The organism is Ruegeria sp. C12, from assembly GCF_056537745.1.
Map to the genome: position 1 here is coordinate 938,792 of NZ_JBQFSA010000001.1, position 11,998 is coordinate 950,789.

Consider the following 11,998-nt stretch of genomic DNA (forward strand, 5'->3'; position numbering starts at 1 on the left):
AATGGACATCCGCGGTCGCAACGCTACACTGACGATTGTTATGGGCATTGCAATGATCAATCTCAAAGGTACCGTTGCGGCACTTGCCGTCCTAGTCATGTTTTCCGGAGTTTCTGCCGCTCAGCAGGCCGATTCCCGGGATGAATCGCAGTTGCTGCAACAATTGGCGCAATCAACGCCCGAGCAGGCCATTGGCCTTGACCGGCAGTTGCAGGCGCTGTGGTCGCAATCGGGGTCGGCCTCGGCGGATTTACTGCTGGAGCGCGGGCGCGACGCGTTGGATGAGGGCGACGTTGACGCAGCTATCGAGCATCTGACCGCTCTGACGGATCACGCGCCCGATTTCGCGGAAGGCTGGCATCTGCGCGCCTCGGCGTTTTTTGGGCTAGAACGGTTCGGTATGGCTGCGGCCGATCTGGAATATGCCCTGACCCTGAACCCCAACAATTACGAAGCGATCTATGGCCTGGGTCTGATTTTCGAGATCGTTGGAAAGCCCGAACAGGCATTCGATGCCTATTCGCGCGCGCTGGCTATACATCCGCACCACGAAGAAGTAACCAATGCCGTGAATCGACTGAAGCCTCAGGTCGAGGGCTCAGCGCTCTGACGAACCGGGGCAGGGGGCAAAGGTGAGCGGGTCATCCCGAATAGTGGCCGTACTTGGCCCGACAAACACAGGCAAAACCCATTACGCGATCGAACGCATGCTGGGGCACCGCACCGGTGTCATAGGCCTGCCGCTGCGCCTGCTGGCGCGCGAGGTCTATGACAAGATCGTCGCCATTCGTGGCCCCTCGGTCGTGGCGCTGGTCACGGGCGAGGAACGGATCGTGCCGCCGCGCGCGCAGTATTGGGTCTGCACCGTCGAAGCGATGCCCGAGGGAATGGGCGCCGATTTCGTGGCCATTGACGAAATCCAGCTCTGCGCCGACCCCGAGCGCGGCCATGTGTTCACCGACCGCCTGCTTCGGTCCCGTGGCACCAATGAGACGCTGTTTCTTGGTTCGGACACCATGCGCGGCCCGATTGCGGCGCTGGTCCCCGAGGCGCAGTTCGTCCGCCGCGAACGCATGTCGCAACTGGTCTATGCCGGATCCAAGAAAATCAGCCGGATGCCGCCGCGCAGCGCCATCGTCGGATTCTCGGTCGATAACGTCTATGCCATCGCCGAACTGCTGCGTCGCCAAAAAGGCGGGGCGGCTGTAGTCATGGGCGCGCTCAGCCCGCGCACGCGGAACGCTCAGGTTGAACTCTATCAAAATGGCGAGGTTGATTATCTGGTCGCCACAGACGCCATTGGCATGGGCCTCAATCTGGATGTGAACCATGTGGCGTTTTCGTCCCTGACCAAATTCGACGGCCGCCGGATGCGCCCGCTTGCGCCGAATGAGCTGGCGCAGATCGCAGGCCGGGCAGGGCGCGGTATGTCCGACGGCACCTTTGGCGTGACCGGAGAGGCCCCGCCGCTGGACGAAGGTACAGCGCAGGCGATCATGGACAGCCGATTCACGCCGATGAAAAAGCTGAACTGGCGGAATGCCGCTTTGCGTTTCGGCTCGATCGACGCGCTGATCGACTCGCTTGAGGTCAGCCCGAATGACGAACATCTGATCAAGGCGCGGCCTGCCGATGACCTGAACGTGCTCAAATCGCTGTCGCAAGTGACCGAAGTGGCGGCCCGGGCCAGTGATGGCCCGTCGATCCGTCTGCTGTGGGATGTCTGCCGAATCCCCGATTTCCGCGGCATCAGCCATGCCGAACATGCCAGCCTGCTCGAGGTGATCTATGGCCACCTGCACGAACGCGGCGGCATCCCCGATGACTTCATGGCGCGGCAAATCCGCCGGATTGACCGGACCGACGGCGATATCGATGCATTGTCCAAAAGGTTGGCATATATTCGCACCTGGACATATGTTGCGCAACGAAACAACTGGGTACGCGACGAATCGCATTGGCGTGATGAGACGCGCACTGTAGAAGACAGGCTGTCGGACGCTCTGCATGACCGTCTGACCCAACGATTTGTGGACCGGCGTACATCCGTATTGCTGCGCCGGCTCAAACAGAAGGAGGCCCTTTTGGCCGAAGTAAATGACAAGGGTGAAGTGACCGTCGAAGGCGAATTCGTCGGTCGTCTGGAAGGGTTCCGGTTCTCGCCGGACAAAAGCGCGCAGGGGACCGAGGCGAAAGCTTTGAAATCGGCGTCCTTGCAAGCACTCGCGCCGCAATTCCATCTGCGTGCCGACCGCTTCTACAACGCGCCCGATACCGAAATTGATTTCACCGATCAGGGTGGCCTGATGTGGGGCGAATATGCTGTCGGCAAACTGGTTGCCGGGGCAGACCCCCTGAAACCCGTGGTCGAGGTTTTTGTAGATGAGGCCGCAGGTCCCGATGTGGAACAGAAAGTTCAGCGCCGTCTGCAACACTTCATCGACCGCAAAGTGGCCGCGCTGTTCGAGCCGCTGCTGAACCTGTCACGAGACGAGGAACTGAGCGGTCTGGCCAAGGGTTTTGCCTTCCGCATGGTCGAGGCGCTGGGCGTGCTGCCCCGCGCGCAGGTCGCGCAAGAGGTCAAGGATCTGGATCAGGACGCCCGTGGTGCGCTGCGCAAGCATGGCATCCGTTTTGGTCAGTTCACCATCTTCATGCCGCTCTTGCTGAAACCCGCACCCACGCGCCTGCGTCTGGTTCTGTGGGCGTTGGCACAAGGCTTGCAGGAGTTTCCGGACGCACCGCCTCCGGGTCTGGTCACCGTGCCCGTCGCCAAGGACGCGCCGCAGGGCTATGACACCATGTGCGGCTACCGCGACGCGGGCGAACGCTCGATCCGGATCGACATGCTGGAACGTCTGGCCGACATGCTGCGTGCCGAGGACAGCCGGGGCGGGTTCGAAGCCAAGCCCGACATGCTGTCGATCACCGGCATGACGCTGGAGCAGTTTGCCGACCTGATGCAGGGGCTGGGCTACAAGGCTGAACGCGGCGAGCGCGAGAAAGTCAAACCTGCGCCCGTCGAACAGCCTGTTGAACAGCCAGCGGCAGAAACGACCGAGCAACCCGCCGCCGAAGAAACCCCGGCAGCCGAAGCCGTTGCGGAAGAAACCGCCGCACCCGCCGAGGCGTCAGCCGAGGCCACCGACAGCACCGAGGCGGCAGCCGAGGCACCCGCGTCAGATGAACCCGAGGTCGAGGTCTTCTACACCTTCACCTGGGGTCGCCAGCGCCAGCAATCCCGTGGCCCGCGCCGCGAGCAGGGGCAGGGCAAGGGCAAACCGCGCGGCAAGCCTCAGGACGGACGCGGCAAACCGCAGGGCAAGAAAGGTGGCAAGCCGCAAGGCTCCAAGACCTTCTCGTCGCGGCCTCCGAAAAAGGAAAAGGCCATCGATCCCGATAACCCGTTCGCTGCCGCGCTGATGGGCCTGAAGGACGGTAACTGATCGTTATCCAGCCTTTGGCGTTTTTTCTTGCAGGTTTCCAGAGGGTTCCTATATCATAAAGGCCAGATGGATTTGAGGTGGAATAGCGATATGCCCGCTCAAAGTAAGAAAGTTAAAAAGAAGTTCTCCTCCCGCGACATGATCGTTAACGGGGGGGTTCCCGCTTTGGGCGCGTGTGCGGCAGTTTTGGCTGTTTCCGGCCCGATGGCGCTGGCGGTTTTACTGGGTGCGGCTGCCGGTGTGTCAGGTGTTGTCCTGACAAATGAAATTCCTCAAAAGTAAGACAAAATGCCAAAATCCCTGACGATTTCCCTGGCGGCCGCCTTGATAGGAGTGGCCGTCTACTACTTTTGGACATTCGGGAACGGCGTCACGGAAACCCAAAATGACTTCATTGCCGTCGCGGTGAATTTCTTCAATATATCGGCGATCATTTGTCTGTTTTTCATTTTGGCAACCTGCGAAAAATCTTCAGCCGAAGAATTTGGCGGGGTCATGCGGGACAATATTTCCACAATCGTTGTGGCATTGTTCATAAATGTGATCATGACCGGCTATGATCTGCTGTTGAAATTCAACTTACTTACACCCTGAAGGTCATCATGACCACTGATACCAAGCTGCGGATCGACAAATGGTTGTGGCAGGCGCGGTTCTTCAAGACCCGCAGCCTGGCCGCCAAACAGGTCAGCGGCGGTCACGTGCGTTTGAACGGAAACCGGGTGCTGAAACCGGCGCAAGCGGTGGCGCCCGGTGATGTTCTGACCTTCCCGCAGGGGCGTATCGTCCGGGTTGTACGCGTCGAAAAGCTGGGCGAACGTCGCGGTCCGGCCCCCGAGGCGCAGACGCTTTACTTCGATATGACGGAAAAACGGGAAAGCCCTCCTGAAAATCCGGGATATGAGGGAAAAGGTCGTCCAACCAAGAAAGAACGCCGCGCGCTTGATCTTTCTCGCACCCACAAAGGGTGATCCTCTCTTGAAGAGGCGCGCAGACTGAATTAGCTAGACGCCCAAACCGCTAATGGGAATCCCACCATGACCTATGTCGTCACCGAAAACTGCATCGCCTGCAAATACACCGACTGTGTCGAAGTGTGCCCGGTGGACTGTTTCTACGAGGGTGAGAACACGCTGGTCATCCACCCCGATGAATGTATCGATTGCGGCGTGTGCGAACCCGAATGCCCCGCCGATGCCATCCGTCCCGATACCGAGCCGGGGATGGAACAGTGGGTCGAGTTCAACCGCAAGTTCTCGGAACAATGGCCGGTGATCGTCACCAAGAAAGACCCTCTGCCCGGCGCGGAAGAACGGGATGGCGAAGAAGGCAAGATGGAGAAGTATTTCTCCGAAGCTCCTGGCGAGGGCGGCTAAGCGATTCGCCTGAAACGCGTTGGAGTGATTTCAGCGCCAACGCAGGTTAGCCTGTTGAAAACAGGCCGAATAATGAAATTTTACCTTAGGTAAACTTTCGGGTGTCGCATTTTTGTGATATACTCCGATCCTACATGATGACTGAGATTGGGATGTACTCCGTAAGTATGCTCGCTTTGGAGTTCTGATTTTGTGACGAATATGCCGCCAGACGGGGCTGAACCAGACCCCGCTTGTGGCGTTTTGTCGTCTGCGTCCCGGTCCGTAACCAAGGAATAAACTGAATGACAAAGTCGAAAAAGCTTGAGTTTCGCCCCAACGACTATGTTGTCTACCCCGCCCATGGCGTGGGCCAGATCATCTCGATCGAGGAGCAGGACGTCGCGGGTTTCTCGCTCGAGCTGTTTGTCATCTCATTTGAGAAAGACAAGATGACCCTGCGGGTGCCGACCAACAAGGTCACCGAATCCGGTCTGCGGTCGCTCAGCTCGCCGGACGTGATCAGCCAGGCGATGAAGACGCTGAAGGGCAAGGCCAAGGTCAAACGCGCCATGTGGTCGCGCCGGGCGCAGGAATATGAACAAAAGATCAACTCGGGCGATCTGATCTCGATTGCCGAGGTGGTCCGCGACCTGCACCGCACAGACGATCAGCGCGAGCAGAGCTATTCCGAGCGTCAGCTGTACGAAGCCGCGCTTGAGCGTCTGACCCGCGAAGTCGCCGCCGTTTCCGGTGCCGGAGAGATTTCGGCTGCCAAGCAGGTGGATGACGTTTTGACCTCGCGCGCTGCCGCTGCTTAAGTTTGCGACGCTTGAATTGGAAAGGCCGCCCTGGCACCGGGGCGGCCTTTTTCGTTGCTTGGTGGATTTCTGAAAACCGGCTAGTTTTGCTGTAGATGCAAGCAGATACAGGCTCGGGATGAAGCAGACGGTCAAGTTTCTTTACATTGGAAAAGACCCGGTTTCGGTCTGGTTCCGATATGGGCTGATCCTGTTCGACGTGGCGACAATCGTATTTTTTGTCGCCACGGCCCATTTCCCGCATGGGCCATGGGTGACGGCGATCAGCATCATACTTGGCTTGCTGATCATGCTGGATTTTTCAGCCCGGATGTGGATCTCAAAGGACCGGTGGAAGCTGCTGCGCCAGATTTACACGCTGGCCGATATTGTTGTGATCGTATCGCTGGTGCTTGATCCGTTCCTGACAGGCAATCTGGCATTCCTTCGTATCCTCAGGGCCCTGCGTCTGATCCATTCCTATCATCTGCTGCGGGATCTGCGGCGCGACAGCAACTTTTTCCGCACGCATGAAGATGCTGTTATCGCAGCTATCAACCTGCTGGTTTTCGTATTTGCAACCTCGACCGCTGTTCTGGTGTTCTTCATCCCCGAGAACACGCCCAACCCCTATATCGACGCGCTGTATTTCACGATGGCGACCCTGACCACGACAGGGTTTGGCGACATCACGCTGTCCACGCCGTGGGGCAAGCTGTTTTCGGTTTTTATCATGGTGGTTGGTGTGGCCTTGTTTGTGCGGCTGGCGCAGGCGATCTTCATGCCGCAGAAAGTGCGCCACAAATGCCCCAGCTGTGGCCTGTACCGGCACGACCCGGACGCGGTGCATTGTAAACATTGCGGTTGCACCCTGCACATCAAGACGGGCGGCGTTTCCTAGATCAAAGCGGTCAGGGCGATCAGGAACGTGATCTCGGCCAGTTGCTGGGACGCGCCCAGAATATCCCCGGTCTGCCCGCCGATCTTTACCTTGGCGACAAGTGCCAGCCCCACCACGATCAACGCCGCGCACAGGGCAGGCAGTAGGAATTGCGCACCGATCAGCAGCAGACCGATAGCAAGAGCCAAACCCAAGGAAATTACAACGGCCATAAAGGTCGGCGCGCCAACAGATTGGCTTAGCCCCGATTGCCGTGCGTTCGGCAGCCCGGCCATCAGAACGGGCATGACAGCGCGCGAAAACACGCAGGCCGCCAAAACACCCCAGACCGCGCCGGCAGCCAGAAGGCTTGCGATTGCCGAAATGCGGATCAGTTGCGAACCAATTAGGGACAACACGCCATAAGTACCGATCTGGCTGTCCTTCATGATCTCCAGCCGTCGTTCGCGCGTGAACCCGCCCCACAGCCCGTCGAACGTGTCCGCCAACCCGTCCTCGTGCATCGCTCCGGTCGTCATGATCAGGGTTGCCACCAGCAACGCGGCGCAAATGAATGGCGGCACCGAAAGCGTCAGCGCGATCCAGCCGACAAAGCAGGCCAATGCGCCGATCACCAGCCCGACGATGGGAAAGGCCCAAACCGCCTGTGCCTGACGGGCAAATACATGCTTAGGCAAGCGGGGAAGGGGCAGGCGAGTCAGCAGGACCAGCGCCAGCGGTATATCCCGTACGGAAACCGGATTGGTGTCGTTTTTATGCACCCTCGCGCCTTTCGGGGTCTTGTTGGTATCTCAGCTTCGGTTAAACACACAGGACCACTCTGATGCAATGAGGCTTTGATGCTGCCCGAACTGAATGATTTGAACACGTTCCGCGAAGCGTTGACCAACGCGCCGGAACCGGACACCGCCGCGGCGACCGGAGCAGCCGAGCGTAATGGTCAGTTGACCAAACCCCCCGGTGCGCTGGGGCGGCTTGAGGATTTGGCGATCTGGTACGCCTCATGGCGCGGGGATGCGCGGCCACAGATCGAAGCCCCTCAGGTCATCGTATTTGCGGGCAACCACGGGGTGACGGCGCAGGGCGTTTCGGCCTTTCCGCCCGAGGTCACCGTTCAGATGGTGATGAATTTCGAACATGGCGGCGCGGCGATCAATCAGTTGGCCAAGGCAGCGGGAGCCAAGATGGACGTCCACGCGCTGGAACTGGATCGCCCCACGGCGGATTTCACGCAAGAGCCTGCCATGACCGAGGCCGAACTTCTCAGCGCCTTGCAAACCGGTTGGAATGCCGTGGACCCGCAATCCGATCTGCTGGTGGTCGGCGAGATGGGGATCGGCAACACCACCCCCGCAGCGGCCATTGCCTGTGCGCTGTTCGGCGGGGATGCTGCAGACTGGACCGGGCGCGGGACCGGCGTTGACGATGCGGGCCTTGCCAACAAAACCCGCGTTGTGGCCGAAGGCGTGGCGCGCCATGCCAGCGAGGACGGGCTGGATATTCTGCGCTGCCTCGGCGGGCGCGAGATAGCGGCAATGGCAGGCGCTATCGCCGCTGCGCGCGTCCTGCGTATTCCGATCATCCTGGACGGATTTATCTGCACCTCAGCTGCCGCATGTCTGGCGCGCGTGTCCGCCTCGGCGCTGGATCACGCGGTTGCCGGTCACCAAAGCGCAGAGGGCGCACATGGGGCCATGCTGTCGAAGCTGGGCAAGGATCCCCTGCTGAGCCTTGGTCTGCGGTTGGGCGAAGGCTCGGGCGGAGCCCTGGCGATCAACATCCTCAAAAGCGCGGTTGCCTGCCATTCGGGCATGGCAACCTTTGCCGAGGCAGGCGTTTCAGACGGATAAACAAAGCGTCTGACCCGGGCTGCGGCCCCGGTCAGGCGGATTTCTTGGCATGTTCTTCGGCCAGTTCCAGAAGCGCCGTTTCCAGATCCTTTTCCAGTTTCTGCGCACGCTCGATGTACTTTTTGTTCTCGGCCGTCGGCATGCCCGGGATCCACAGCTCGGCCAGTTCGCGCACTGACGTCCGGTCGTGGTGATAAAAGGTCTGTTCGGCCTGCGCGGCCTCGTATTCGCTGAGGCCGATATTCTCCAGAACATAGCGCCCGGCGCGCAAGGAACTGTCGAACATCTCACGCACGATGTCGTTGGCTCCGGCCTGATACAGCTCGTACACATGGGTTCTGTCATGGGCGCGCGCGATGATGTGCAGGTCCGGGCGCTGTCGTCGGGCAAAGCCGACCAGCCGCGTCACCGTTTTCCGATCATCCATCGCGGCGACAAGAACCGAGGCTTTCTCGAGCCCCGCAGCGCGCAAAAGTTCGGGCCGTGTCGGATCCCCCAGAAAACCTTTGACGCCGAAACGCCGCATCAACTGGATGGTTTCGATATCGTGGTCCAGAACGATGGTCTTGAAGCCGCTGGCCACCACAAGTCGGTTGACGATCTGACCGAACCGCCCGATGCCGGCGATGATCACCGGGCCTCTCTCGTCAATCTCATCGGGTTCCATCGTGGTGGTGGGTTCGCCGATTTTGCGCGACAGCACGTCATAGATGATGAACAGCAGGGGCGTGATCAGCATCGTCAGAGCAATGATCATCAGCAGTTTCTGGGCCAGATCCTGCGGGATGACGTTCTGCTGCCGCGAAAAGGCCAGAAGCACAAAGCCAAATTCGCCTGCCTGCGCCAGACCCAGGGTGAACAGCCAATGATCCCGGCCCTTCAGTTTGAACGCCTTGCCGACGATATACAGGATGATCCCCTTGGCAAGGATCACCAGCAGGGCCAAGCCAATCAGGTCCAGCGGGTCGTTGAAGAAATAGGCAACGTCAATCCCGGCCCCGACGGTGATGAAGAACAGCCCCAGAAACAGCCCTTTGAAGGGTTCAAGGTCGCTTTCCATCTCGTGCCGGAATTCCGAGCTGGCCAGCACAACGCCCGCCAGAAAGGCACCCAAAGCGGGCGACAGGCCGACAAGGGTCATCAGGAAGGAAATGCCCACCACGATCATCAGCGCCAGCGCCGTATACATCTCGCGCAGGCGGGTGGCGTGGATGAAACGGAACAGCGGGCGGGTCAGGTAGACGCCTGCCAGAATGACAAAAGCGATAGCGCCTAACGTCACCAGCGTAACCGCCCAGCCCGGCAACCCTTCGACCAGAGACAGGCTGTGATGTCCGGCGTCATGCAGATGCTCAGCGCCGCGATCGATCGAGCCGTCAGCCTCGATATGAGGGATGGCTGGCAGGGCAAGCAGGGGCAGCATGGCCAGAATCGGGATGACCGCAATGTCCTGCGTCAGCAGTACCGAGAAGGTGGCCCGCCCGCCATTTGTCTGCATCAAGCCCTTTTCCGACAGGGTTTGCAGCACAATCGCCGTCGAGGACAAACATAAGGTCAAACCAACGGCCAAGGCGACGGACCAAGGGTGATTTGCATAAAAGGCAACGCCTGCGATGACGGCAGTTGACAACAAGACCTGTAGCCCGCCCAGCCCCAGCAGCCTGTCCCGCATGTCCCACAAGGCCCGTGGCTCCAGCTCAAGACCGATCAGGAACAGCATCATGACGACGCCGAACTCGGCCACGTGCTGCAAATCTTCGGTCTCCGCGCCGACCAGGCCAAGAATGGGGCCGATGATGATGCCGGCGGCCAGGTATCCAAGCACTGACCCCAGCCCCAGACGTGCCGACAGGGGCACGGCAATCACGGCGGCAGCCAGATAAATTGAAGCCTGGTAAAGGAAATCGTCCATATGTGTCCTCGTTGCCTGCTCAGGTCGGCAGGGGGGCGTCGCGTTTCAGTTGGTCCATCACGATCTGGCTTTGAACCCGTGCTACAGCAGGATGCGGCAGGATCACCTGATGAAGCAAGCTGTTGAGCGCGGAAAGATCGTCGCAATAGACATGCAGCAGGTAATCTGCCTCACCCGTCATCGTCCAGGCGCTGGTGATCTCGGGGCGGGCGTCGACCATTCGGGCAAAGCTGGCGGATTGTTCGGGGCCATGGGTCCCCAAATGAACCTGAATAAATCCCTGAACATGTAGCCCAAGCTTGAGCGGGTCCAGCCGGGCGGCGTACCCTGTGATATAACCCTCGGCTTCAAGCCGCTGACGGCGGCGACCCGCCTGACTGGCCGACAGGTTCAGCACCTCGCCCAACTGTTGCGCCGTCAGATGCGCGTCCCGCTGCAAAGCTGCAAGCAATCCGATATCGATATGATCAAGCATGTGCGGCGTTTTTTCAGTTTTCTTTTCACAGATGCGAGTTTTGCGCGTCTTTCTTTATTTTACATGAAAACAATGCGCAGAAACAGCGTTGGCTAAGGCGTATTTTAGAATCAGCAATGAATTACCGGCTTCCCAAGGAGACGCGCCATGGGTCCTTTCCCGCACAACGCCCCGAAATCCGTTATCAGTTCAGAAAACCCCGCAGGCACCGACGGGTTTGAATTTGTCGAATTCGCCCATCCGAACCCGCAAGAACTGCGCGATCTGTTCGCCAAGATGGGGTTCGATCTGGTCGCCCGCCACAAGGCCAAACCCCTGGTCGAGCTGTGGCAACAGGGCGATGTCACCTATATCCTGAACGCCGACCCGGACAGCTTTGCCGACAAGTTCGTGGCCGAGCACGGCCCCTGCGCGCCTGCCATGGGCTGGCGTGTGGCGGATGCGCAAAAGGCGTATGATCACGCGGTGTCCAAAGGGGCCGAACCCTATGACGGGGCGGACAAAACCATGGACGTGCCTGCCATCAAAGGCATTGGTGGATCGTTGCTGTATTTCATCGATCAGTATTACGACACATCGCCCTACAATCAGGAATTCGAGTGGATCAAGGAATCCAAGCCGCGGGGCGAGGGGTTCTATTACCTCGATCACCTGACCCACAATGTCTACAAGGGCAACATGGACAAGTGGTTCAGGTTTTACGGAGATCTGTTCAACTTCCGCGAAATCCGGTTCTTCGACATTCAGGGCAAGTTCACCGGGCTTTACAGCCGCGCCTTGACCTCACCCTGTGGCCGCATTCGTATCCCGATCAATGAGGATCGCGGCGAGACCGGGCAGATCGTGTCTTACCTCAAGAAATACAAAGGCGAAGGCATTCAGCATATCGCGGTGGGCAGCGAGGATATCTATGCCTCGACCGATGCCATCGCCGGGAACGGTCTGAAATTCATGCCCGGCCCGAACCGCGCCTATTACGACATGTCGAAAGAGCGTGTGACGGATCATGACGAGCCGTTGGACCGGATGATGAAACACGGCATCCTGATCGACGGTGAAGGCGTTGTGGATGGGGGTGAGACCCGGATTTTGCTGCAAATCTTCTCAAAAACCGTGATCGGCCCGATCTTCTTCGAATTCATCCAGCGCAAGGGCGATGACGGATTTGGCGAGGGTAATTTTCAGGCCCTGTTCGAATCCATCGAGCGTGAGCAGATCGAAAGCGGCGAGATTTCGGCGGCTTGACGCGCGCCTGATAG

13 protein-coding genes are annotated in these 11,998 nt (G+C 59.2%); 10 read left to right on the forward strand and 3 right to left on the reverse strand.

Annotation, left to right across the window (positions count from 1 at the left end; all coding sequences use genetic code 11):
- The first annotated feature begins 1 nt into the window (after window position 1).
- From ACR0C9_RS04400 to ACR0C9_RS04435, 8 genes are all read left to right on the forward strand, one after another.
- A complete protein-coding gene (locus tag ACR0C9_RS04400; RefSeq protein ID WP_170517983.1) occupies window positions 2-610 on the forward strand; it encodes a tetratricopeptide repeat protein in 609 nt (202 codons plus the stop codon).
- 22 nt (window positions 611-632) lie between these two features.
- Window positions 633-3,446, forward strand: a complete 2,814-nt coding sequence (locus ACR0C9_RS04405) for a helicase-related protein (protein ID WP_170451374.1) — start codon at window positions 633-635, stop codon at window positions 3,444-3,446.
- A 90-nt stretch (window positions 3,447-3,536) separates the two neighbouring features.
- The gene (locus ACR0C9_RS04410) at window positions 3,537-3,728 is read left to right on the forward strand and encodes a hypothetical protein (protein ID WP_170451372.1); all 192 of its coding nucleotides are present in this window, start codon (window positions 3,537-3,539) and stop codon (window positions 3,726-3,728) included.
- 6 nt (window positions 3,729-3,734) lie between these two features.
- On the forward strand, window positions 3,735-4,040 hold the full coding sequence (locus tag ACR0C9_RS04415) for a hypothetical protein (RefSeq protein WP_170451370.1): 306 nt from the start codon (window positions 3,735-3,737) through the stop codon (window positions 4,038-4,040).
- An 8-nt stretch (window positions 4,041-4,048) separates the two neighbouring features.
- Window positions 4,049-4,417, forward strand: a complete 369-nt coding sequence (locus ACR0C9_RS04420) for an RNA-binding S4 domain-containing protein (RefSeq protein WP_170451368.1) — start codon at window positions 4,049-4,051, stop codon at window positions 4,415-4,417.
- A gap of 66 nt (window positions 4,418-4,483) precedes the next feature.
- The gene (gene fdxA, locus ACR0C9_RS04425) at window positions 4,484-4,822 is read left to right on the forward strand and encodes a ferredoxin FdxA (protein WP_170451366.1); all 339 of its coding nucleotides are present in this window, start codon (window positions 4,484-4,486) and stop codon (window positions 4,820-4,822) included.
- Window positions 4,823-5,106: 284 nt separating this feature from the next.
- Window positions 5,107-5,622, forward strand: coding sequence for a CarD family transcriptional regulator (locus tag ACR0C9_RS04430; RefSeq protein WP_170451364.1), 516 nt, complete (start codon window positions 5,107-5,109; stop codon window positions 5,620-5,622).
- Window positions 5,623-5,740: 118 nt separating this feature from the next.
- On the forward strand, window positions 5,741-6,502 hold the full coding sequence (locus ACR0C9_RS04435; RefSeq protein ID WP_170451362.1) for a potassium channel family protein: 762 nt from the start codon (window positions 5,741-5,743) through the stop codon (window positions 6,500-6,502).
- Here ACR0C9_RS04435 and cobS read toward each other — a convergent pair.
- Window positions 6,499-7,263: an adenosylcobinamide-GDP ribazoletransferase gene (gene cobS / locus ACR0C9_RS04440; RefSeq protein WP_480780471.1), complete on the reverse strand. Its 765-nt coding sequence runs from the start codon at window positions 7,261-7,263 to the stop codon at window positions 6,499-6,501. The genes ACR0C9_RS04435 and cobS overlap by 4 nt on opposite strands.
- Window positions 7,264-7,341: 78 nt before the next feature.
- Between cobS and cobT the strand changes: the two genes are divergently transcribed.
- Window positions 7,342-8,352: a nicotinate-nucleotide--dimethylbenzimidazole phosphoribosyltransferase gene (gene cobT / locus ACR0C9_RS04445; protein WP_480780472.1), complete on the forward strand. Its 1,011-nt coding sequence runs from the start codon at window positions 7,342-7,344 to the stop codon at window positions 8,350-8,352.
- Between the two features lie 31 nt (window positions 8,353-8,383).
- Here cobT and ACR0C9_RS04450 read toward each other — a convergent pair whose 3' ends face one another.
- Window positions 8,384-10,264, reverse strand: a complete 1,881-nt coding sequence (locus ACR0C9_RS04450; RefSeq protein WP_170451356.1) for a monovalent cation:proton antiporter-2 (CPA2) family protein — start codon at window positions 10,262-10,264, stop codon at window positions 8,384-8,386.
- Window positions 10,265-10,283: 19 nt separating this feature from the next.
- Complete coding sequence (locus ACR0C9_RS04455; RefSeq protein WP_170451354.1) at window positions 10,284-10,739, reverse strand: Lrp/AsnC family transcriptional regulator; 456 nt, start codon at window positions 10,737-10,739, stop codon at window positions 10,284-10,286.
- Between the two features lie 147 nt (window positions 10,740-10,886).
- Here ACR0C9_RS04455 and hppD point away from each other — a divergent pair, with 147 nt between their 5' ends.
- On the forward strand, window positions 10,887-11,984 hold the full coding sequence (gene hppD, locus ACR0C9_RS04460; protein ID WP_480780473.1) for a 4-hydroxyphenylpyruvate dioxygenase: 1,098 nt from the start codon (window positions 10,887-10,889) through the stop codon (window positions 11,982-11,984).
- The last annotated feature ends 14 nt before the right edge of the window (window positions 11,985-11,998 follow it).

Excerpts from the sequence above, each read along its gene's own strand:
- ACR0C9_RS04455 (WP_170451354.1), bottom strand. The coding sequence starts at position 10,739 with ATGCTTGATCATATCGATATCGGATTGCTTGCAGCTTTGCAGCGGGAC.
- hppD (WP_480780473.1), top strand. The coding sequence starts at position 10,887 with ATGGGTCCTTTCCCGCACAACGCCCCGAAATCCGTTATCAGTTCAGAA.
- ACR0C9_RS04450 (WP_170451356.1), bottom strand. The coding sequence starts at position 10,264 with ATGGACGATTTCCTTTACCAGGCTTCAATTTATCTGGCTGCCGCCGTG.
- fdxA (WP_170451366.1), top strand. The coding sequence starts at position 4,484 with ATGACCTATGTCGTCACCGAAAACTGCATCGCCTGCAAATACACCGAC.
- ACR0C9_RS04435 (WP_170451362.1), top strand. The coding sequence starts at position 5,741 with ATGAAGCAGACGGTCAAGTTTCTTTACATTGGAAAAGACCCGGTTTCG.
- ACR0C9_RS04415 (WP_170451370.1), top strand. The coding sequence starts at position 3,735 with ATGCCAAAATCCCTGACGATTTCCCTGGCGGCCGCCTTGATAGGAGTG.
- cobT (WP_480780472.1), top strand. The coding sequence starts at position 7,342 with ATGCTGCCCGAACTGAATGATTTGAACACGTTCCGCGAAGCGTTGACC.
- ACR0C9_RS04420 (WP_170451368.1), top strand. The coding sequence starts at position 4,049 with ATGACCACTGATACCAAGCTGCGGATCGACAAATGGTTGTGGCAGGCG.
- ACR0C9_RS04410 (WP_170451372.1), top strand. The coding sequence starts at position 3,537 with ATGCCCGCTCAAAGTAAGAAAGTTAAAAAGAAGTTCTCCTCCCGCGAC.
- ACR0C9_RS04400 (WP_170517983.1), top strand. The coding sequence starts at position 2 with ATGGACATCCGCGGTCGCAACGCTACACTGACGATTGTTATGGGCATT.
- ACR0C9_RS04430 (WP_170451364.1), top strand. The coding sequence starts at position 5,107 with ATGACAAAGTCGAAAAAGCTTGAGTTTCGCCCCAACGACTATGTTGTC.